Annotated in this window: 25 protein-coding genes and 1 riboswitch; of the genes, 11 read left to right on the forward strand and 14 right to left on the reverse strand. The window is 47.9% G+C overall.

The features are described from left to right. Window positions 1–29: 29 nt before the first annotated feature. Window positions 30–599 (reverse strand): helix-turn-helix domain-containing protein, encoded by a 570-nt coding sequence (locus M3N64_RS06820; RefSeq protein WP_249100076.1) that lies wholly within the window; start codon window positions 597–599, stop codon window positions 30–32. Window positions 600–718: 119 nt separating this feature from the next. On the opposite strand from M3N64_RS06820, the gene M3N64_RS06825 reads away from it, so the two are divergent. Together M3N64_RS06825 and M3N64_RS06830 are read left to right on the forward strand one after the other, a co-directional pair. Continuing rightward, window positions 719–1408: an AzlC family ABC transporter permease gene (locus tag M3N64_RS06825; RefSeq protein ID WP_249100079.1), complete on the forward strand. Its 690-nt coding sequence runs from the start codon at window positions 719–721 to the stop codon at window positions 1406–1408. Continuing rightward, a complete protein-coding gene (locus M3N64_RS06830) occupies window positions 1401–1718 on the forward strand; it encodes an AzlD domain-containing protein (protein WP_249100082.1) in 318 nt (105 codons plus the stop codon). The genes M3N64_RS06825 and M3N64_RS06830 overlap by 8 nt, the downstream gene beginning before the upstream one ends. 283 nt (window positions 1719–2001) lie before the next feature. Here the strand turns inward: M3N64_RS06830 and M3N64_RS06835 are convergent, their stop codons facing one another. Genes M3N64_RS06835 through M3N64_RS06845 form a run of 3 tightly spaced genes read right to left on the reverse strand, consistent with a single transcriptional unit; the run spans window position 2002 to window position 4917 of the window. Continuing rightward, the gene (locus M3N64_RS06835; protein ID WP_249100085.1) at window positions 2002–2427 is read right to left on the reverse strand and encodes a MarR family winged helix-turn-helix transcriptional regulator; all 426 of its coding nucleotides are present in this window, start codon (window positions 2425–2427) and stop codon (window positions 2002–2004) included. Window positions 2428–2436: 9 nt separating this feature from the next. Next, on the reverse strand, window positions 2437–4242 hold the full coding sequence (locus M3N64_RS06840; protein WP_249100088.1) for a DHA2 family efflux MFS transporter permease subunit: 1806 nt from the start codon (window positions 4240–4242) through the stop codon (window positions 2437–2439). Between the two features lie 18 nt (window positions 4243–4260). Then, window positions 4261–4917, reverse strand: a complete 657-nt coding sequence (locus M3N64_RS06845; protein WP_249100091.1) for an HlyD family secretion protein — start codon at window positions 4915–4917, stop codon at window positions 4261–4263. A gap of 237 nt (window positions 4918–5154) precedes the next feature. Here M3N64_RS06845 and M3N64_RS06850 point away from each other — a divergent pair, with 237 nt between their 5' ends. Then, entirely contained in the window at window positions 5155–6144 is a 990-nt protein-coding gene (locus M3N64_RS06850) for an asparaginase (protein WP_249100093.1), read from the forward strand. Between the two features lie 125 nt (window positions 6145–6269). Here the strand turns inward: M3N64_RS06850 and M3N64_RS06855 are convergent, their stop codons facing one another. Further along, window positions 6270–6866: a TetR/AcrR family transcriptional regulator gene (locus tag M3N64_RS06855; protein WP_249100097.1), complete on the reverse strand. Its 597-nt coding sequence runs from the start codon at window positions 6864–6866 to the stop codon at window positions 6270–6272. A gap of 168 nt (window positions 6867–7034) precedes the next feature. On the opposite strand from M3N64_RS06855, the gene M3N64_RS06860 reads away from it, so the two are divergent. Beyond that, entirely contained in the window at window positions 7035–8498 is a 1464-nt protein-coding gene (locus tag M3N64_RS06860; protein ID WP_249100102.1) for a DHA2 family efflux MFS transporter permease subunit, read from the forward strand. 176 nt (window positions 8499–8674) lie between these two features. Here the strand turns inward: M3N64_RS06860 and M3N64_RS06865 are convergent, their stop codons facing one another. From M3N64_RS06865 to M3N64_RS06890, 6 genes are all read right to left on the reverse strand, one after another. Continuing rightward, window positions 8675–9040: a fluoride efflux transporter FluC gene (locus M3N64_RS06865; RefSeq protein WP_249100105.1), complete on the reverse strand. Its 366-nt coding sequence runs from the start codon at window positions 9038–9040 to the stop codon at window positions 8675–8677. Next, window positions 9037–9423 carry a fluoride efflux transporter FluC gene (locus tag M3N64_RS06870; RefSeq protein WP_249100109.1) on the reverse strand — a complete coding sequence of 129 codons (387 nt, stop codon included), beginning with the start codon at window positions 9421–9423 and terminating at the stop codon, window positions 9037–9039. Before M3N64_RS06870 ends, M3N64_RS06865 begins: the two co-directional genes overlap by 4 nt. Before the next feature lie 56 nt (window positions 9424–9479). Then, window positions 9480–9544, reverse strand: a riboswitch (Fluoride riboswitch). A gap of 49 nt (window positions 9545–9593) precedes the next feature. Further along, window positions 9594–10688, reverse strand: a complete 1095-nt coding sequence (locus M3N64_RS06875) for a metallophosphoesterase (protein WP_249100112.1) — start codon at window positions 10686–10688, stop codon at window positions 9594–9596. A 144-nt stretch (window positions 10689–10832) separates the two neighbouring features. After that, entirely contained in the window at window positions 10833–11279 is a 447-nt protein-coding gene (locus M3N64_RS06880; RefSeq protein ID WP_249100115.1) for a ferritin family protein, read from the reverse strand. 90 nt (window positions 11280–11369) lie between these two features. After that, window positions 11370–12416 carry a DUF1648 domain-containing protein gene (locus M3N64_RS06885; protein WP_249100119.1) on the reverse strand — a complete coding sequence of 349 codons (1047 nt, stop codon included), beginning with the start codon at window positions 12414–12416 and terminating at the stop codon, window positions 11370–11372. Continuing rightward, entirely contained in the window at window positions 12413–12802 is a 390-nt protein-coding gene (locus M3N64_RS06890; protein WP_249100122.1) for a GntR family transcriptional regulator, read from the reverse strand. The genes M3N64_RS06885 and M3N64_RS06890 overlap by 4 nt, the downstream gene beginning before the upstream one ends. Before the next feature lie 374 nt (window positions 12803–13176). Here M3N64_RS06890 and M3N64_RS06895 point away from each other — a divergent pair, with 374 nt between their 5' ends. From M3N64_RS06895 to M3N64_RS06915, 5 genes are all read left to right on the forward strand, one after another. After that, complete coding sequence (locus M3N64_RS06895; protein WP_249100125.1) at window positions 13177–14100, forward strand: ketopantoate reductase family protein; 924 nt, start codon at window positions 13177–13179, stop codon at window positions 14098–14100. A 41-nt stretch (window positions 14101–14141) separates the two neighbouring features. After that, window positions 14142–14678 (forward strand): DUF1835 domain-containing protein, encoded by a 537-nt coding sequence (locus M3N64_RS06900; protein WP_249100129.1) that lies wholly within the window; start codon window positions 14142–14144, stop codon window positions 14676–14678. Window positions 14679–14688: 10 nt separating this feature from the next. Further along, a complete protein-coding gene (locus M3N64_RS06905) occupies window positions 14689–15165 on the forward strand; it encodes a DUF3658 domain-containing protein (protein WP_249100132.1) in 477 nt (158 codons plus the stop codon). 13 nt (window positions 15166–15178) lie between these two features. Continuing rightward, the gene (locus M3N64_RS06910) at window positions 15179–16207 is read left to right on the forward strand and encodes an NADH:flavin oxidoreductase/NADH oxidase (RefSeq protein ID WP_249100135.1); all 1029 of its coding nucleotides are present in this window, start codon (window positions 15179–15181) and stop codon (window positions 16205–16207) included. Window positions 16208–16484: 277 nt separating this feature from the next. Next, on the forward strand, window positions 16485–17927 hold the full coding sequence (locus M3N64_RS06915; protein WP_249100139.1) for an MDR family MFS transporter: 1443 nt from the start codon (window positions 16485–16487) through the stop codon (window positions 17925–17927). Between the two features lie 49 nt (window positions 17928–17976). On the opposite strand, the gene M3N64_RS06920 is transcribed toward M3N64_RS06915, so the two are convergent. Further along, window positions 17977–18312 carry a MarR family transcriptional regulator gene (locus M3N64_RS06920; RefSeq protein WP_249100142.1) on the reverse strand — a complete coding sequence of 112 codons (336 nt, stop codon included), beginning with the start codon at window positions 18310–18312 and terminating at the stop codon, window positions 17977–17979. Window positions 18313–18416: 104 nt separating this feature from the next. Here M3N64_RS06920 and M3N64_RS14285 point away from each other — a divergent pair, with 104 nt between their 5' ends. Beyond that, complete coding sequence (locus M3N64_RS14285) at window positions 18417–18620, forward strand: hypothetical protein (RefSeq protein ID WP_497007933.1); 204 nt, start codon at window positions 18417–18419, stop codon at window positions 18618–18620. Between the two features lie 65 nt (window positions 18621–18685). Next, the gene (locus M3N64_RS06925) at window positions 18686–20059 is read left to right on the forward strand and encodes an amino acid permease (RefSeq protein WP_249100145.1); all 1374 of its coding nucleotides are present in this window, start codon (window positions 18686–18688) and stop codon (window positions 20057–20059) included. A gap of 136 nt (window positions 20060–20195) precedes the next feature. On the opposite strand, the gene M3N64_RS06930 is transcribed toward M3N64_RS06925, so the two are convergent. Both M3N64_RS06930 and M3N64_RS06935 read right to left on the reverse strand, forming a co-directional pair. Further along, a complete protein-coding gene (locus M3N64_RS06930; protein WP_249100147.1) occupies window positions 20196–20789 on the reverse strand; it encodes a cupin domain-containing protein in 594 nt (197 codons plus the stop codon). An 81-nt stretch (window positions 20790–20870) separates the two neighbouring features. Continuing rightward, on the reverse strand, window positions 20871–21749 hold the full coding sequence (locus M3N64_RS06935; protein ID WP_249100150.1) for a cation diffusion facilitator family transporter: 879 nt from the start codon (window positions 21747–21749) through the stop codon (window positions 20871–20873). Between the last annotated feature and the right edge of the window lie 71 nt (window positions 21750–21820).

A 21820-nucleotide genomic window follows, 5' to 3' on the forward strand; every position in this document is an offset into this window, starting at 1 on the left:
TCGCTGAAGAGCTGTTTTTCAAGGTGTGGTCACATTGAATGATAGGAGATCACAAAATGCAAGATGGCGAGCTCGCTTGAGGGATTAGTGTATTTATGGTCTAAGTCACCTTTGAATTTAATCGAATCGTATTCTTTCAGATAATAAGTTTTGTCGCCAACTTCGATGTTCAACGCGCCGGACATAACAGTCACATATTCACGAACACCAAATTGATGCGCTGAAGAGGCGTATTCGGCCTTTGGCTGCAGATAACCGCGGTAAAGTTCATAGAGCCCATGTGACTGAAAAAGCGGTTCAGCAACGAAAATCTGATCGGAGCTTGCCAGCTTTAATCCATCTTCCCTCCGCGCAATGGAAACATCTGATTCTATTGACAGAAGTGCGGTAACCGGAATATTTAAACCGTTGGCAATTTTCCAGATGACGGCCAGCGTCGGGTTGCCGTCACCGCGTTCGACGTTCATCAGCGTCAGTTTGCTGATGCCAATTTTATTTGCCAGATGTTCCATGCTCATACCGCGGCTGGTCCGAAACTGTCTCAGATTGGCTCCGATCCGTTTTCCGGCATTACCGTCTTCCCATGAATTTTGCTGCATCCAAAGTCATCCTTTCATTTTTCCAAAATTTATCTATACGAACAGAAGATGGTATATTATAATATTATTTAAACTTATTATATTATACTATTTTCAGTAAATCAAAAGGATGGAAATCAATGAATAGAAACAAAGGCACTTTTAAAAAGGCATGTGTGGAAGCATTACCGCTGGCGATTGCTATTGCCGCTTATGGGATGTCCTACGGTGTGCTGGCAACGCAAGTTCATTTCAGTGTTCTGACGGCCGTATTAATGTCGGTATTTGTTTTTTCCGGCTCCGCGCAGCTGGTCGCCGTCGCGATGCTGGCCGGTGGCGCGGGAGTGCTCAGTGTGCTTCTGACGGTTGTCCTGCTTAATCTCAGAAATCTGCTGTATGGAGCGGCGCTTGCGGAAGGGCTTGCTCCAGCGAAAAGGTGGACCCATGTGCTGGCGTTCGGTATTTCGGATGAACCTTTCGTGCTGGCAAGCGCGCGGTTTAAAATGGTGGGTCCGGATCCTTATTATTTCGCGGTTGTGGCGGGAATCTTCTATATTGCCTGGATTTTTGCCGCACTGTTTGGTGCGCTGATCGGCGGGCAGATGGATCCGCAAAAGTGGGGACTGGATCTTGCTTTTCCAGTTACCTTTGCCGCACTGCTCGTGCCCGGACTGAAAGGGAAGCCGGTGATTGGAACAGCTGTGACGGCAGTTTTTCTCTCACTTGTCTTTGAATGGATCCGTCCGGGAAACGAGCTGACGATTATTCTGACCGGATTGATCGCCCCACTTGCCGGACTCTGCATACATAGGAGGGAGCTCCGTGATTAACCAATTACTGTTTATCGGTGTGCTTGCTGCAGTCACCTATGCTTCACGACTGCTGGGACTGACTGTTATGGCAGGCAGAAACTTAAGTCCAGCTGTTCGCCTTTACTTCAACTACGTTCCGGCAGCGATCATGGTCGCGCTGATTATCAAACAGATTTTCGTACCTTCGGGTGGCGGTCATCTTGTTGTGTCACTACCTGTGCTGGCCGCCTGCCTTGCGGGAGCGGCAGCGATTAAACTGATTAAAAAGTTCCTGCCATCGATTGTAATTGGCATTGCCACTGGTTTACTGGTGCGTTTTTTGCTTTGAATGCTGCATCGTGTGCAGGAAATGGCGGATTGTGCAAGGCATAGTTTATTATTTTTATACTTTATAAGCGCAGGCGGCGCCTTCGCCCGTGTCAAAGGTTTGGCGAAGCCAAGTTTTCTTAACAAAAGGATGGAAGCCTGTTGCTGTTAAAAAGCCTCTGTTTCATTATGCTTTGAGACAGCCGTCGTGGTCCAGCAGTTCAAACTGAGCAGGCACAACCACTGAATGCCGCATATCGAAATATCAAATAAAAACAACCGTATCAATATCGATACGGTTGTTTTTAATGGATCAGTTTTGCAATCAGTTCGGAGAGCTGTGCCAGTTCCTCATCATCAAATTCCTGAAAGACTTTGTGCAGATAGTTTTTGCGTACGACATTCAGTTTTTGATAAAGGGCGGCGCCTTCGCTCGTTACTGTCAGCAAAACAATCCGCCGATCCGTTTCGGAACGTTTGCGTGCCACGTATCCGCAGCGGATCAGCTTATCAATTACCGTTGTTGCATAGCTTGGAGAAACCTCAAACTTTTTTGCGATTTTGGAAGACGTTTCCTGATGATGCTTGTAAAGATAAGATAGAAAAGAAAACTCATGAGCGGTCAGGGGACTACCCTGAAGCTCGTTCATGGAACGTTTGAAGCGTCGCACGAAAATCGCAAAATTATTTTCAATTGCATGGATTTTGGCTTCTCTGTCCGTAGAAGTCACCCGCTTCCATTAATCATTGGCCGGTAAATGTTTTGCCTGCCGCTTCAGCGCATCATGCTTTTTTCGTGAAGGCGTTGCGCGCTTAATAAAAAATGAGAGTACCCAGGCGGCGACGGTCAGCAATGTAGCAACAATAAATGCGTCATTAATTCCCTGAATGGTTGCCAGCTGCTGCACTTTCGTTTCAATCATCTGGATAACCGTCTGCTGCCCTTGCAGCATAGGTAAATGTTCGGCACTGGCAAGTGCTGCGCCTGAGTGCTGCAAATGCTGCAACAGAGGCTGATTGCCTGATGTAATCTGATTGGCATAGTTGCTCATGTGATCAGTTGCCCGGTTGGACATCACCGTAACAAGAAATGCGGTTCCAAGTGAACCGGCAACCTGGCGCATTGTATTGGACATGGCGGTCCCATGACTGTTCAAGGCTCTTGGCAGATCGTTCAGTCCTTCGGTCATAATTGGCATCATTAAAAGCGACATGCCAAACATGCGGGCTGTGTAGATAAACATAATGTGCCCGTAACTGGTTGCGTCACTTAAATGAGCAAAGGCCCATGTTGTAACAATGGTGACTGCGAGACCGACAACGGCCAGCGGACGTGAACCGATACGATCAAAAATGACACCGGTGATCGGAGACATCACACCCATTAATAGTGCTCCAGGAAGCAGCAAGAGCCCGGACTGAAGTGGCGTGAATCCACGAATGTTCTGCAAATAGATTGGCAGCAGGATCATTGCGGCAAACATTGCCATTGTCACCAGTATATTAACGATTGTGGTGAATGTAAATATTTTGTACTGAAAAACACTCAGATTAAGCAGCGGAGTGTCCGTACGCAGCTCGTGCCAGACAAAGAAAATCAGTGAGATGATGCCGATAACAAGCGTGGACAGAACGGTGACATCACCCCATCCATTGTTGCCAGCCTCACTGAATGCGTATAAGATACCGCCGAATCCGATGGTGGACAGGACGACACCGAGTGCGTCCAGTTTAGGGAATGACCGGCGTCCGACGTTTCGCAGATATGCGAGCGCAAGCAGAAAATCGAGCAGACCCAAAGGGAGCACAACCCAGAACAGAAGCCGCCATGTATAATGTTCAACGATATAACCGGAAAGCGTGGGGCCGACAGCCGGTGCGAAAATCATGGCAACTCCCATCAATCCCATGGCGCCTCCACGTTTTTCCGGCGGGAAAATGGTCAGGAAAACATTGGTCATCAGTGGCATGATGATGCCCGCGCCAATAGCCTGGACCACTCTGCCAACCATCAGCAGGATAAAGGTTGGCGAGATCGCGCAAATGAGTGTTCCAAGTGAAAAAAGAGCCATGGCTGAAAGAAACAGTTTCCGTGTCGTGAGTGTCTCCATTAAATAGGCGGTAATCGGGATCAGTACACCGTTCACCAGCATGTACCCGGTGGTGATCCACTGAGCCGTGTTTGTCGATATATTTAAATCGGTCATCATTTTCGGCAGTGCCACATTCATCAGTGTCTGGTTCAGCAAGGCCACAAAAGCACCAAGAATGAGCACCAGAATAATCGATAGATGGTGTTCGGATTCTGCGTGCGCATCTGGAACGGTATGAAGCGGTTGACCGCCATCAGACGAGCGTTTCAAATCGATATTCTGGATGCCTGCTTTGGAAGGCTTCGCAATGGTCTGCCGCGGTTTTGCCGTATCTGTATTTCGAGGCATGTCACGAACCGTTGCCTTCTTTTTACGCATGCGGCGCAGGACCAGATTAAAAAGTATAAGAAAAATAAGCGCACAGACGCTGTATGCAGAAAGGAATGAGGTCATCAAATCCCTCCTCTCAAATTAGATATGGATCTTCACCGTTACATTCATTCCCGGGAGCAGTTTTGCACCTTTATATCCGTCAAGTTTTATTTTTACAGGGACAACCTGAGTGACCTTAGTGTAATTGCCATTGCTATTTGAACTTGGGATCAGTGAAAAAGTTGAGGCTGTCGCAGTGCCGATCTGATTCACTTTTCCGGTGAACTCTGTATCTGGAAATGCATCAATTGAGATATCCACTTTTTGCCCCGTTTTTACATTTTCGATATCCGTTTCATCAACGTTTGCGACAATGTAGAGTTCATGCAGGTTATATGCCTGGGCAAGCTGCGTGCCTGCTGCAACAAATGCGTTTTTTGTGCCTGCATTTTCGGCAATTGTCGCTGTTTGCGGCATTTTGACCGGTACCTTGACAGGTTTGCCGTCCGTACCGGTTCCTTCAATCGTTCCAAGGGTATTGTCTGCAGTAAAACTTTTGCCTTGTGTGACGCTCCAGCTGGTCAATTTACCTGCCACCGGCGCGGCGATGGAAATGGCCTGACCGCTGACGAGTGCATTATCCGTTTTTACATAATTTGTGGCTTGATCGTAGTAATAATAACCGGCTGCACCGCCACCGACCAGCACGATAATGACAATGATGTTGATGATGAGCAGGCGAGTAAAATTATTCATGTACTGAACCCCTTCCTCCAGTAAAAAAATTAGTTAACTTAATTATTAACTTTATTAACTATTAATGTGCATTAGTCACTTTAACACGTCTTATTCGGAGAATCAATAGAAAATGAAAAATATTTTTTCAGGATGAAAAGGATCTGCTTTGTCCATACATTTCATAAAAAACGGGTAGGCGAACTGCAGGATCCTCGGTATAATTTTCATATCACAGCATAATTGGGGATCTCGTTTATGAAAAAAATATTGGTTCTCGCTACAGGCGGAACGATTGCGTCAACGCCACATCAGGATGGCCTGGCACCGGGGCTGGGTATCAATCAGCTGGCACGTTATTTTGAGCATAGCCAGGACGTGCTGATCCATTTCAAGGTTTTAATGAATAAGGATAGTACGAATATGCAGCCGGAAGACTGGGTGACCATGGCCCAAACGATTGACGAGAACAGCAATGTGTATGACAGTTTTATCATCACGCATGGGACCGATACGATGGCCTATACAGCAGCCGGTCTTTCCTATCTGCTGAACGGTTTGAATAAGACGATCGTGATCACCGGATCCCAGGTTCCGGTCAGTTTTAAACGCACGGATGCAAAGAAAAATATAAAGGATGCGCTCACATTTGCCCAAAAGGCAAATCTTCCCGGAGTCTTTATTGTTTTTGATGGGAAAGCCATTCTCGGTACACGGGCAGTGAAAATGCGGACTAAAAGCTACGATGCGTTCGCGAGTATCAACTATCCATATATAGCGTCAATCGATGAGCAGAATCTGCGCATTAGCAAACATCCGAAGCCTGAACCTTCACCTTTTCCAAATCATATCGGCATCTGCCCGAATGTTTTTCTGCTGAAAGTATTTCCCGGGCTCGCTCCTGAATTTTTTAGCTTTCTGAGGGATCATACCAAGGGTCTGATTATTGAAAGCTTTGGAAACGGCGGGCTTCCGTTTGAAAAAAGAGATCTGGCGACAGGTGTTGCCCGGCTGGTGCAGGCAGGCATTCCGGTCATCATTACGACGCAATGCCTTGAAGAGGGGCAGAACATGGCACTCTATGAAGTCGGCAAACGTGTGGCTGACGCGGGAGGAATCACAGCAGGAGACATGAACACAGAAGCGATCGTGGCGAAACTCATGTGGGTACTGTCGCAAACGAACAACCCGGAAACCGTCAGAAAAATGATGCAGACGCCGATCGCGCATGATCTGGATTACATTTGATGATGCATGCGCTTGATGAAGTGTGGACAATAGGAAATCCTGCGCCCATTGCTTTATGTGCAGGCACAGATGCGAAACCAAGGGATACATATCTCCGGAGTATCCGCGCACGTGAAGCAGCCAATTTAAAGGAACAGCGGATCAATGAATGACTGAGTGAAAAAAGATACAATTTCTTTTTCGCTGTACCGCTTTTTTTTACGCAAATAAAGATAGACCTTTGGATTGATGGAAGCAATCCATGTATGTGCGGTAAAATCCGTGTTCATCGGTTTTGCCGTCTTTGCTGTGATGGCTTCATTAAGAAGATCGCGCAGCACCTGGTGCAGAAACCGATATGGCCGGGATTCGTAAAAGGTCTGTTTCTTTCCTTCGCAGGTAGCCGCATCGTGGATTGCTTCAATATAGGAAACATGACTTTCAAGAAAATGAATCTGCTCACTAAGGACTGCTTTCAGTTTTTCATGAACGGTGCCCGGCTGTCCCACAATCTGGGCAGCGTGTTCCTGAAGCAGACGGAATTTCTCGTCCATCAGTTCCATACAAAGAGCCCCTTTATTCGCGTAGCGGCGGTAGATGGTTCCTTGTCCGACACCGGCAGTCTGTGCAATCTGATGCATGCTGACTTTGTCAATGCCATACCGATCGGCTAAAGCTTCTGTTGTTTTCAGGATAACTGTACTGATGGCATCCGTGCCATGCTTTGGCTTCTGCTCTTTCATGAGAAACTCCTTTCTGTTTTGGAGCTGAATGATTTGACATGCGGACAATTGTCCGATATTATTTTTTGAGCGGACGGACAATTGTCCGCGATGGTCTCTGTGATTTATTGTAAACACGATTGTCTTATGGGTCAATCATGAAAGAGAGAAGTAAATGGAGGATGGGCTATGGCATTAAAAAGTGAGTTCGACGGCCGCCCTGCACAGGCGGCGACAATCAGGGAAATCATTGCACCGCTTCTCGCGATCATTGTTGGGATGTTTATGGTGATTTTAGATGGCACGGCTATGAATGTTGCTTTGCCGGGACTTGTTAAAGATTTTGACAGTACTCTATCGGTTGTCCAGTGGGCAGTAACGGGTTATGCTTTGGCACAGGCAGCGGTTATTCCTTTGGCGGGCTGGCTCTCAGATCGTTTTGGCGCAAAGAGGGTCTTCCTGTTTTCGGTCATAATGTTTACGGTTGGTTCCGGACTTTGTGCGCTGGCAACTGGAATTGATCAATTAATCATGTTTCGGATTATTCAAGGACTCGGCGGGGGGATGGTCGCGCCTATCGCCATGGCATTCGTATATCGGCTCAGTCCGCGTGACAAAGTGGGCGCGGTCATGGGGATGATCGGTATTCCCATGCTGCTCGCGCCGGCACTTGGCCCGGTTTTGTCAGGCTGGCTGGTCCAATACGCCAGCTGGCACTGGATCTTCCTCATTAATCTGCCGGTCGGTGTCCTGGCGATTTTAATTGGTACACGGACACTGCCGAATCTGGCGCGGCAGTCCGTGCCTGCATTGGATATGCTCGGGATGATTTTAGCTCCGATCGCTTTTGCGGCTCTGGTTTACGGTGTCAGTGAGGGGGGATCAAGCTGGACATCCGTGAAGACGATTACCGGGCTGACGATTGGCGGCGTCATGCTGATCATTTTTATCATCACAGAACTTCGCCGCAGACAGCCTTTGCTGGAACTTCGTGTTTTTCGATCAGCGGATTTTTCACGCGGCATCGCGGTGCAATGGGTGACCCAGATCGCTTTGTTTGGTACGATGTTCCTGATTCCGCTGTTTCTCCAGCAGGGAAAAGGATTCACACCATTTGAATCTGGATTGTCGGTTCTTCCCCAGGCCATCGCGGCAGGCATCTTTATGCCGATTGGCGGACGCTTATTTGATCGTTTCGGTGCACGCCCGATCGTTATTACCGGCCTGATCTTTATCACGTCTGCCGCCTATTTGCTGTCGGGCATTTCGGCAAGTGACGGATCTCGGGCACTCATTCTTCCTCTTGCACTGCTTGGCGCCGGAATGGGACTTTCAATGATGCCCTTGAATACACATATTATCCAGTCAGCCCCCGAAGACATCGTCAGCCGGGTAACTTCACTGACCAATGCCTTTCAGCAGGTGATGATGTCGTTTGCGGTGGCAGGACTCTCGACTGTTCTCTCCAGCAGAATGGAAACACATTTAAAAGATGGTTTTCAGCCGCTTCACGCGTTATCTTCGTCATTCGGCGATACATTCTCTGTTCTTGTCGGGATTGCGGTCATCGGAATGATTTTGAGCTTTATGCTCAGAAGACCGAATAGAAAAGGAAACGGTACCGGCGCTGTGAAGGTTGCAGCAGAGCATTAAACGATTGCCAAAAAGATGAGGGGCTTTAAAAAGCTCGCTCATCTTTTTGTATGTCTAAGCATCGAAGCGGAGGTGCAAATGCCAACAGTATTGTTCCAGTCGCCCGAAGGCTCGCGCATGCGGCGGAGAGCTGAAGTGCCACACAGTCACAAAGGTTTGATGGCTTAATGCCGCATTCAGATCAACCACTTTCCCACAACCATGCCTGCATAAATCAGCAGAATACCGAAAATACAGGTACCGCCTGCATAGCGTAAAAACAGGGAATATTTTTTTTCGCGCAGAAAACGGACGTTTTCAACGTTAAAAGTAGAAAAGGTTGTAAATGTTCCGATCAATCCTGTAGCGAGCATGAGCAAAAACGGTGTGTTGATCGGCAGGGCGGCAATGATTCCGAGCAGGAAGCAGCCGATCATGTTGATGGTGAATGTTGCCATTGGAAATGCATGGCGTTTTTCTTTATCAATAGCCTTTGATAAAGAAGCGCGGCCGAGAACACCGAATACTGCGCCGATCGCCACCATAAAGCCATTAAGGATCATTGCCTCTCCCTCCTGAATGAAACAATCATGTGACTGACCCGGACGCCCAGCGCGCACGCTGCAAGTCCGCTAAGCATGGTTGCCATATAGTAAAACGCGGCAAGCAGCAGATGCCCATGATGAACGAGCGTAACTACCTCCAGAAGAAATGCGGAGAGTGTTGTAAAGGAGCCAATAAATCCGGTACTGATGAGATACCTGTATTCATCACTTAAATACCGGAAAAAACGCGATGATCGCGCAAAAAGAGTAATCGCGAAGCAGCCAGTGATGTTAATGAAAAAAGTGGCGAGCGGAAATGGCGCGCCTGGAATCAGGCACTCAACTGTATAACGCGAGAGTGCGCCGAGTATGCCAAATGCAATGAGCAGTAAATAGTGCAATGAAAGCCCTCCCGAATGACAGACGAAAACGCCTGCCTGATTACCTCATAAAGAGGCAAAAGACAGACGTTATCAGCTGATGTTTCAGCAGTTAAAGGCGAACGTCATCACCTGTTATGTCGATAAGAGAATCATAACGCTTATTTGCGGAACGGGCAACCTGTTCATTTTTACAAAACGGAATTCGGTATCCACCCGACTGTACCGTTCTTTTTGACGAGCGTATAGCCGCTGCAGGTGTCATCGATCACTGCTATACGGTCATGCGCGGCAACGGCAAGTCCGGTTGCACTGACATCATTTGAGGCAAAAAGACCGTCGTCTCTGCTTTCCAAATATTCATTTTTGATCCACTGCTTCAGGCCGAGATTGATATTTTCACAGAGACTGAAGTGTTTGCACGGCCTGAGCAATTTAACCTGATAGTTCGGATAGTTCAGCGTACCGACAAAATCGTTCGGCGGCTGATAATCTTTCTTGACGGAACGGTAATGATGAAAATGATCGACATAGGTCCATGTGATCTTGTCGCCCTGTGGATGGCGGTGAATGATCAAGGCATTCAGCTGCCCGTCGACGCGGATCTGGTTGCCGCCGTCTATGCAGATCATCCGTTTGTTCGGGTCAATGATCGGATTGTGACAGGTGACTGCTTCGCTGCGATAGTTGACGACCGGCCAGTGGCCGACAACAACGGTTTTCATGCATTGATGGCTGCCGGTATAAAAATGAGGAAGGGCCACTGCGGATTTGTGACTGGTTCTTCCCCAATCACTGCGATCCTCAATTCCTGCATGAATAAAGAGATAACGGTCAGTTTCAAGCGCGGCAGGAAAAGAGAACAGCCAGTCAATTTCAGCGCCGTATTGTTTCCTGTAAAAATCGCTCAATGCGGAGACCGAATCAAAATCGCCAGCTTTTTTCCCACGTTCGTGAAGCCATTCATTCATAATTGAGTGCGGGTTACGTGCCAGATGCTCGAACACCGTCGGATCCTGATCAAAAACATGGTGAATCAACCGATCACAATTTCCTTCAGTAATGTATGTATGGTTGCTCTCTTCTGTCAGTTTTTTTGCGAAACGAATGACGCCCAGGCTGTTTGGCCCCCGCTCACATAAATCTCCATTGATAATTAAAGTATCGTCGGGAGTATAATGAACCTGCTCAAGCAGTGCCTGAAGCAGCTGCAAGTCGCCATGAATATCGGAAATCACGATGACTCTGCCATTTTCCGGGAGTGCGATACTTTGAATGCGAAGCATAATCAATCTCCTTCTTCAGCGCCTTCCAAATTCTAGTGAAAGGCTTTGTATGTTTCTCCCCATTATAGCAGGTGGGAAGAACAAGAAAAAAACCTGACCGGATCTTATGAAGTCCGGACAGGCAATGAATTCGTTATGGTGAAATCATGACAGTGAGGTCGTCATCAGCCCGAAACGAATGGCATGCTTAATCTCATCAGTGAACGCTCTCAATAAGATGTTGCGAATGGTCGGATCCTGAGTCATCAAATAAAGATTGCGGTACGTTTCATAGTCTTTAAGTTCGTCATGATAGGCGATTCGCAGTCCTTCGGAAAACGATTGAAACCGGACCGGTGTCACCTGAAAGGCCGGCTGCGTACCGGTAAGCCGGATGTAGAGCCAGCTGAACAGCTGAAAGTGGTCCTGTTCATCCTGGCGAATGCCGAGAATGGCTGATTTCATGTCCTCACTGGGAGCTGCTTCTGCCAGCCGTCCGTAAAAGTCGATTGCGGTTGCTTCACCCTGAACCGCTTTGAGCACTTCAGCTGCAAAGTTTTCAGAAACCGCAGACGGATTCATTTGACGATCCTGTTCTTCATTGTAAAACATATACGCCACCACCTGATTTTTGTTCCCCAACAGTTTATGAGGGAGAAGAAATTAGGTGATTACACAGAAGCCAGCTGCTGTTGCCTGTGATCAATGATTCCAGACAGCAGCGATGCTGATGACAATGAGTGCAAGCAGAATGATCCAGGCACTCGGACGAGCCATATTGATTGTATAACCGATACCGACCCGTTTTTCAATAAAAATGGAAGGATCAGAACGATTGAAATAAAATAAACCGAAAATCCATTTTGTGTCGTCATCGAGAATCGGTCCGGTGCCTTTCCGGTTTCGAGCGAATCGAACATAAAAGATGAATAATGCGATGATCAGGCCGATGTTCGCCAATAAGACGATTGTGAGCCATAACTGCGGGATTGGTGTCAGAAAGCGAATGACGGTAAGCAGAAAGATCAGTTCGGTCAGAAGAGCAAAACCGAGCATCAGCAGACTCATCATTTTCCGATAACGTACATATCCTGGCGCCGCGTTTGGGTTACCTTTTACAGATGCGGGTGCGCGGCGGATAAACAGAATGACTGTGCAAAGCGCAAGCTCCAGAAGAACGGGTGTAAAAACGACTGTCCAGGATTTCGGCGCCCATCGATCCGGACCATAGATGCCGAAATGCGTCGGGATCATATCAGGCATATAGCGATAACCGAGTACAGTGACGGCCACTGTTGCAAGGAAAATCGGCAGCAGTATGAAGAGCCAGTACACGGAAAGCACGGTCTCGTGATCACTTTTGCCAAGTTCCACGATCATTTTATTGGCAGAAAGTCCGGGGTCCGGCTGCATCGTTTTCTTCAATCGCACCGTGCGACGATTGGCAAGTATAAATAGTAAGGTTTCAATAAAGACCAGTGCAACGATGGTGAAGGTATAAACAGATGTAAGAAAGGTCTCGTTTTTCATCATAAAAAAGAAAAGAAGATCAGTGAACAGTAAGAGGGCTGCACAACCTGACGCTTCGGCCAGATAACGGCGTTTAATCAACCAGGCAGACTTATTCCGTGTGACAGCGTCGTCTGCAAAGACCACACCGAACAGAACGTTTTTTCTTGAAAACCACGGCTGGGCAATAAACAGTACAGCAATAAAGATGAACGTACCCATCGAAACAATAACATTCATGACTTTGTTCCCTCCAATTCATCATACATATGATCAATCATTTGATGAAGTACGGCGCGATCGACGCGGCGTGTGACCGCTTCGGAAACGATGATTTTTAATGTTTTACCGTATTTTTCCAGAAAATCCGCTGCGTTTTTTGCGGTGCTGTCTGCCTTAATGAACGTCCCGCGTCTGCGCTGTATCTCAATAAAGCCTTCACTTTGAAGCAGCTGATAGGCCTTATTCACAGTATGGAGATTGACTCCAATCTCCGTTCCAAGTGTTCGAACGGAAGGCAGAGAGTCGCCGTCTTTCAGCGTTCCCGATGCAATGCCGGTTACAATGCTATCGCGAATCTGCATATAGATCGGCCGATCCGATGCAAAATCAATCTGCAGAAGCAAAATCATCATCTCCTTTGTTATATCTGTTATACATTAAATATAACAATAATTTTCGTTATTGTCTATATTAAGCTGAACAAGTTAGTCGTGTAATTTCAATGAATCGAAGATAATGAAAAGATAAGATGCCGGCAAGAACAGTGGAGAAGTGTTGAAAAGGAACACTCGGACGAAGCAATGGTTTGCCGACCTGCAAGCATACCGTTTTCCATAGTTGGCACTGAGCGTATATACTTAGCATAGACAGGCTTTTTTGTACTATAAGAATGTTTAAAACTTAGCGGATTATAGTATAAGTGCGGTGGCAGCTTTGCCTTCGCCAGAGGCCTGGCAAAGCCAAGTTTTCTAAAACACAGGGGACAGGGGGCGGTGGCATGGAGATCAGGACGGTCGCGATCGTCGGACTCGGCGCACTTGGCATTATGTACGGCAAACATTTAGCGGATCATTTGGGAAAGGATGCAGTACGTATTGTTGCCGATCGGAATCGGATTGAGCGGTACGAAAAGGAAGGGATTTTTTGCAATGGCGAGCGCTGCGATTTTCACTATGTGGATGCAAACGATCAGGCAGAACCGGCAGGCTTGCTGATTTTTACGGTGAAGTTCAACGGATTGCAAGGTGCCATTGAAAGTGCACGCAATCAGGTAGGGCCGAATACGATTCTTATTTCGTTTTTGAATGGGATCAGCAGTGAGCAGCTTATTGGTGAGGCGTTCGGTTTTGATCAGCTGCTTTATTGCATTGTCGCCGGGATGGATGCTTCAAAAATAGGCAATCAGTTGACTTATACGAAAATCGGTTTTGTCAGCTTCGGTGAGCGCGATGATACGCGCAGCGAGAAAGTGGCTGCGCTTCAACAGTTGTTTGAGCGAACAGAAATTCCATATGAAATCCCCGAGCATATCATGCACAAAATGTGGAGCAAGCTGATGGTTAATACAGGGGTGAATCAGTCGACGGCTGTCTTTGAAACCGGTTATGGTGGCATTCAGGTTCCAGGAAAGCCGCGTGATACGGTGATTGCAGCAATGAAAGAAGTAGTTAAAGTCGCCAATGCGGAAGGTGTACCCCTGCGGGAGGACGAGATTGCCGGATGGCTGAAAATAAATGACGAACTCAATCCGGAAGGCATGCCGTCGATGCGCCAGGATACGCTGCAGCATCGGAGGACCGAGGTAGATCTGTTTGCGGGTACTATACGCCAGTTGGGGAAGAAACATGGCATCCCGACACCGGTTAACGATTTCCTTTATGAACGATTACGGGCCATTGAAGCGAGCTATGCAAAGGAATGATTAGCGGCTGATTTTCCAATGATCATGAGAGGGGGAGGCGGATGTATGATAACTTTGTTGAGGCACTCGATCAATTAACAGAGCGGGAGGCCAAGCGTCTTTTGCTGCGTCTCTATACAGAAACGGCCGCCGCTGGCGACATGCCAGACGGCGAAAAAAGAGTTATCAGTTTGTTAAATCATATGTTCAGCGATATACAGCAGTTACAGACGGGACAGCCGCTGACGCAACAGGATTTGAATCAAGTGCACATCGTGTGCGGGGAATCAGCAGCCGGGAGCCTTCGTGTCGCATTGAGCGGGCTTGAGGTCAGACAGAAACGGGTGATTGCGCTTTCCTCCGATTTATCAATAGGACCACTGTCGCATTTGGACGATCAGAGCGGAATGGCAGAACGGGAAGCATGGATTCAGGAAACGTTCACAGAATTCAGTGAAGAAGGCGAGCACCCGATTTCTGAGAGCGTGAAGGCGATTCGTGCTATTCCTGATCATATCCCCATTATTATTTGGACTTCTGATAATGCATGCGAACAGACCGGTCTCTGCTTTATTCTTCATCTTCTACGGAACCCATGAAATTCGCGTCATGAATCAATCCAATCACTATAGACGATTATTTGAGAAGAATGGTGAGGGCATTCTTTACACATATACCGGCGAACTCGCTCCGCTAACCCTGGGGATGCTACTTAGAAAATATGTTCATCAGCCGCTGCTCAACGTTCAGGAGCGTCAACGCATGGAGCGGGAGTGGCAGCGCCTGGCCCGGGATCCGGCTGTTTTGCGGATTTGGACAAACGGGCGCATTCATCCTGTCGATGTGGATTATTTTGATCCGATCATTCTCGATACAGCCAAAAATCTGTTACGAGAAAAAGAAAATGAAAAAGGATTGCTTGGTATTCGGCTTGTTGGCGAGGTTATCGGAAGGACAATGGAGCAGCATTTCGTTAGAGATTCTTTTATCATGTTTCGAGTAAAAGAACTGATCCGGCTTGGAAAATTTTCAATACAAAAATCGCGAAATCAACTTTTACATGCAAAATTAAAGTTGAATAACTAAAGGAGTGACCCAAATGATTGATCTTTTTACACCATGGACATACAAGGGACTTGAACTGAAAAACCGTGTTGTCATGCCGCCGATGTGCCAGTATTCGGTTGAAAAAAAAGACGGCATTGCAACAGACTGGCATTTTGTTCACTATGTCAGCCGAGCCGTCGGCGGTACGGGACTTGTGATCATAGAGATGACGGATGTCGAACCGGATGGCAGAATATCGGATTATGATCTTGGTCTGTGGTCCGATGAGCAGATTCTGCCGCTTGCTCGAATTGTTGAGGCGTGCCACCAACACGGTGCCAAAGTGGCTGTTCAGATTGCCCATGCCGGCCGCAAAGCTGAGGATGCACCGACACCGGTTGCGCCGTCCCCAATCGCATTTAATGAGAAATACAAATCGCCGCGCGCGCTGACGACTGATGAAGTGAAGGCGATGCCGGAGAAATTTGCTCAGGCGGTCAAACGGGCTGTTCAGGCAGGGTTCGATACGATTGAACTGCACGGAGCGCACGGTTATCTCATTCATCAGTTTCAGTCTGCCTATACGAATAAGCGGACGGACGAATACGGCAAGGATCTCACCAAATTCGGAAGAGAAGTCGTGCAGGCGGCAAAATCAGAAATGCCGGCAGATATGCCGCTCATTATGCGTATTTCGGCGATTGAGTACGTCGAAGGCGGCTATGGGCTGGATCACAGCATTGAACTCGCGCAGGCTTATAAAAAGGCGGGTGTTGATATTTTTCATATCAGCGCAGGCGGAGAAGGACCGATTGCCGCAGCCGGAAAACCGGGAACCCATGCCGCCTATCAAGTACCTTTTGCACGTGAAATCAAGAAAGCAGTTGGTACACCGGTCATTGCCGTTGGCCGTCTGGATGATCCGGTGCTTGCAGATGCGGTCATCGGCAATGGGGATGCGGATCTTGTTGCGGTCGGTCGCGGTATGCTGAGGAATCCATACTGGACACTGGAAGCAGCCGCACAGCTGCGGAAAGAGGCCGGCGTACCACAGCAGTATATCAACGGATTCCGCCATTAATGGATCTTCTTGCAAGTGAGCTCTAAGAACGGATAATCGACCTTACAATAGAGAAGCAAGGCATCTACTATAAAAAAGGATGTTTTGCTTCTTTGATTTTTGCGCCTTTTTTTCGTTTTAAGCAGTTCCGTCCGGAAATAACTTTGGTCATTTTTAACTATCGCTGAATCTGTCATTCAAGATACACCTTCTGAAAATGAGTGGAGGGCATTAATTTGAGCCATACTACTAGCGATACGAAATTTGTGCAGATCTTTTATGAAGGAGAATGATGCCAATGAATAAGCGCGGAGTCGATTGCGACGGCAAACCGTACAATCGATTTTTTTTGATCGCCGTCTTGTTGCTCGGCGCTTTTTGTGTCGTTGCCAATCATACAGTGATCACGACAGCGCTTCCCGGAATGATGCATGATTTGCATATTGATGCTGATACCGGTCAATGGCTGACATCCGGATTTTTGCTGATGAACGGTATCATGATCCCGGTTACAGGCATGCTGATGCACCGGGTCAGTTCAAAGAAACTGCTGATCGCTGCAATGTATCTTTTCCTTACCGGCACGGTATTGGCGTCGGCGGCCCCGAATTTCTCATTGCTTCTGATCGGACGGCTGATTCAGGCACTTGCCACAGGAATAATTCTGCCCTTAATGCAGGCCGTTCTATTGCTCATCTTTCCAAAGCGGGAAAGGGGCGTTGCGATGGGCCTGGATGGTCTTGTGCTGGCGCTTGCCCGGGTGATCGCTCCGACATCAGCGGGGTGGACAATGGATCATTTTAACTGGCGCATTCTTTTCTGTTCATTTATTCCGCTCGCGCTGATTGTTCTGCTGCTTGCACAGAAAGGCATGAAAACGATTGTTCCGCTGGATGAACGCAGAATCGACAAGCTGTCGCTGATTCTATCGACGCTTGGTTTTGGCAGCTTGCTTTACGGATTCAGCAGTGTCGGCCGTTACGGATGGGTATCCGCGCCGGTGATAACCGGACTTGCAGCGGGCACTTTTGGTGTTGCCTGCTTTGTGTTTCGCGAATGCACGATCACGAGTCCAATGCTGAATCTTCGCGTGTTTCGTTCGCCGCTTTTCGGGTTTTCCGTTTTTGCCGGCGGCACACTGATGACGGTCATGTTCGGAGCCGAACTCGTTCTGCCGATTTACATTCAAACGGTGCGCGGAGAAAGTGCATTTTTCTCGGGTCTCGTTATGCTTCCCGGGGCGCTGGTCATGGGCATCATGAATCCGGTGACCGGTCTGGTGTACGACAGGGTAGGCATACGCAGACTGGCGATTGCCGGAATGGGGCTCCTGACTTTAAGTACACTTCCCTTTGTGTTTCTTACGATGACGACAAAGATCACCGCACTGGCGATTCTTTATGCTGTCCGCTTTCTCGGCATCGCGATGGTCATGATGCCGATAACAGCAGCAGGCATGAATACATTGCCTGACACTTGGATCAGTGACGGGACGGCCGTGGTTAATATGATGCGTACGGTGATCGGGTCCATCGGGACAGCCGTTTTGATCAGTGTCATGTCCGATGTAACCGAACGGGAACTCCCCGAAAAAGGGATGCAGGCTTCCGATCCGGCACTTGCACATGTACTGCGTACCGATGCGGCACTGAACGGTGTCAATGCCGCTTTTCTCGTTGCTGTCGGTTTCTGCGCGGTGACGTGGGCATTGACCTTTTTTCTTAAAAAGAAGAGTGGCTGATGATTTCTGAAGCAGGGTGCACCGTTCTCTTCATAAACCTTGATAACCTTCAGAGTTCATGCTTCATATCGGTTTCTCGCAGCGATGTTATTTTTTCAATAAATCCGGCAATCAGATCGAGCTCATTCGCACTGTATGTCTTTAACAGTTCAAGCCCCTTCTGATCAAACAGCTGATGCATTTGCTGATGGCAATGTGCAAGTTCCATACCGTCAGGAGTCGCCGTGAAGTAGATTTCCTTTTTATTATCCGGTCGTTTTTCTTTTCTGATCAAGCCGAATGCAACTAATTTTATCGTGATTTTCGATACTGCGCCTTTGGTAACGGTCAGGATTCTGGCAATGGCAGCTCCGTTAATTGGTCCCTGCTCGTATATAACATCCAATTGCCGATATGGACAGAAGCGTCACTTTTTTTTTGAGCTCCTGATTGCGAATATGGTGAATCAACCATTTTTTTCAGCATCGTCATTTGCCTCATAAGCATCTTTTGCCATTCGTTGCTTCATACGATCAAGTGACGGCAGCTTACTATCAATTGCGTACACGCAATCATCGAAAGATCACATGGTCTGAGAAAAATAGGCATATGCTGACCAAAGGTCTGCCGCTTGGGTTTGTGACAGAATATGTACACAGCAAGGGGCGGACATGCGATAAACCGTGCTTGACAGCTGTCTGGATTCCATTATAATGGAGAACATGTTCGCTTTACCGCTTTAAAGCGAACATACTATAAAAAGAGAGGATACGTAAACGATGGGTGCAACAGAAGAAAAGTCGGGTTCACTGAAACGTGGACTTCTGCCGCGTCATATCATGCTGATGGCAATGGCCGGCATGATCGGCACGGGCATTTTTAAGGGGAGCGGCGATACGTTATCAATTGCCGGTCCAAGTGTGACGATTGCCTATTTAGTCTGCGGTCTCATACTATTTATTGTCATGGTTGCTCTGGCGGAGATGGCCATTGCTTATCCGGGACTGAATCTTCAGCATTTAATGCACAAAGCCTTTGGTTTTCGTGTGTCGATCGTCATCGGATGGCTGTACTGGGTCAACTGGATGATTGTGACTGTTGTTGAGGTGCTGGCAGCAGGAAGCTTTTTGAATTATTGGCTGCCACATGTTCCGTTATGGGTACTCGCCGGTCTGTGCGGCTTGTTTATCGTTACCATCAATCTTTTTCAGGTCAGTCTTTACGGTGAGTTTGAATTCTGGTTTGCAGGGATCAAAATTGGTGCAATTATTGTTTTTATTATTCTCGGACTGCTGATCTTATTCGGCATTGTTCCGAGTCCTGCCGATCCGGTAAAAAATATTTTCGGCCATGGCGGTTTTTTTCCGAACGGTTTCGGCGGCACGGTCTCCGCACTTCTGGTTGTCATTTTTTCATATGGCGGTTCAGAGCTCATTGGTCTGACCGTAACCGAAGCAAAAGACGTTGAACATGTTCTGCCGAAAGTGATTAAAAGTGTTGTATCTCGGGTTGCCATGTTCTACATTTTACCAATTATCATTATCTGCGGTCTGATGCCGTGGAGCAGTGTGTCTGCTACCGAGAGCAGTCCGTTTATTCAAGTATTTGAAGCCGTTGGTCTGCCGGGCGTGCCGCATCTGATGAACTTTGTTCTGCTGACGGCAGTGCTGTCCGCAGCCAACTCCGGCATCTATGCGACGACACGAACATTGTACGCGATGGCTGAACGCGGCGAGGCGCCTGGCTTCGTTCGAAAACTGTCGAAAAGCGGCGTTCCGCTTGGTGGCATTGCACTGACCTCCACTTTTCTGGCAGTCGGTGTTGTACTGGCTTACCTTTCGCCGTCACAGATCATTAATCAATTAATGAGTATTCCCGGCTTCACGATTTGTCTCGTCTGGATCGCAATCTGTGCGGCTGAACTAAGGTTACGGCCGGCATATCCGAAGGTTCCGTTTTTCAAAATGGCCGTTTTCCCCTATATGACCATCATCGGAGCTGCTTCATTATCTTTGATCTTTGTGACGTTCGTGCTGAACCGGGCGAACCTGATCGGTACAGTGACCTGTCTCGTGATTATGGCTCTGCTGGTTTCCGTTTCGTTTTTGATAAAATCGGAAAAGAAACTGGATAAGGGCGAAAATCCGTTATAATTTGGTTGATGCGAATAGTTCCGATGTGCGGCAAAACCCTTGGACAGATCCCAAGTCAAAAGATTCATGAAAGATTCAAAAAAAAGAGGAGACCGGCAGGGTGTCCTCTTTTTTTCAGCTTGGGCGGCTGCCTGAGTCAGGCAAAATAACTATGATGCGGGTTCGGCACGATAGGTGATTCATTCTCAGTGTTCGTTGTATCTGTTTCCATGCATCCGATCGGCGGGCCGAGAATGGTTGATTGCTGAATCGGTGCCACTGCCTGAGCATAAATCTGCGGATTCACACAATAGGCTCGGTTCATGACTTCCGCAGGGGTAAAGCGCAGAAAGTCGGAACCGAAAACCACATCCGGAGTCGGCTGATCAAAGATGGTCAGCAGGTGGACATCATCGGTCAGTGCGATAATCCAGTGGAACCAGCCTTTTGGCAGCATCGATACCTGCCCCGGTCCGATCTGATTGCTGATCAGCTTCTGTGTAAACGGATTGAATACGGAGGTGATCACAGAACCGCTGATCATGAAAACCATTTCTGAGGCATTAGTGTGCCAGTGTGGTTGTATGATCACCCCACGGGTCATATGTGCGTTGAAAAAACCGTTCCTGATCGCCGAAAACTGCGGGCCAAACAGTTGCGTGATGTAATTTCGCGCGTCGCGGCGTTCTGCGACAAATGTCGTTGAATCGGCAGACAGCGTCAGCGAAGGAGCAGAGAGATTGGTTTGCATGCGCGTCATCCTCCATCTTTTGGGCGTAACGTAAACGCTATACTCTATGCAGAAGATGGCGATGGGTTCATGCAGGTCAGTTTATCTCTGTTCATCAGGCTCAACATGCACGTGGACATCGAACACATCATACTTTTCCGTGAGCACTTTTTCAACGCGTGTCGCTATTTGATGGGCTTCGCGCAGATCCATATCCGAGTTGACAAGGATAACCAGATCAATAATCGTATTGTTGCCATAGGTTCTCCCGCGAATATCGCGGACACCTTTGACGCCGGCTATTGAAAGCACGATCTGATTAAAGGAATGCAGCAAGCGATCATCGAACCCGTCAGATAAGTGGTATGAGGATTCTCTGAAAATCGTCCATGCCGTCCAGCAAATCAAAGCCCCAATCAGAAAAGCAGCGATCGGATCAAGCCAGGGGAGATGAATCTGCGCCCCAAGAATGCCCGCGCTTGCCCCGACGCTCACCCATGCGTCAGACAAATTATCTTTTGCGGCTGCAAGTACAGAGGCGCTTTTTGTTCTTTGCGCTAATCGCCTATTATATCCGTAAACGGCGAACATCACTGCGGCGCAGGACAGCCCGATCCAGGCCGAGAGAAGATCCGGAGTTTTGTCGCGGCTTGCGAAGATCGATTTTGCCCCATCGTATAAGACCTGAATGCCCACAGTCATCATTACAAAAGAAGCAAACAGGGAGGCAATGGTTTCGCTGCGCCAATGACCGTACGGATGATCACTGTCCGCCGGCCTGCGAGAGAGTTTCAGCCCAATCAGCACGGCGACCGAAGCAATGATATCGGTGACATTATTCAGTCCGTCGGCCAGAAGCGCGCGAGAACTCATGGACGTGCCGATAAACAGCTTCAGTGCGGATAAAATAAGATAGGCCGCAATACTGACGAGCGCACCCTGCTCACTCTGTTTTAAATTCACGTATTTATCTTGAATCACGAGTCCACCGGCTTTCTGTCGAATCCACGATCAGGAAATCATTTGTTATAATGAACAAATGCAGGATTTTC

Source organism: Sporolactobacillus mangiferae, from assembly GCF_023336505.1.
Classification (GTDB): domain Bacteria; phylum Bacillota; class Bacilli; order Bacillales; family Sporolactobacillaceae; genus Sporolactobacillus; species Sporolactobacillus mangiferae.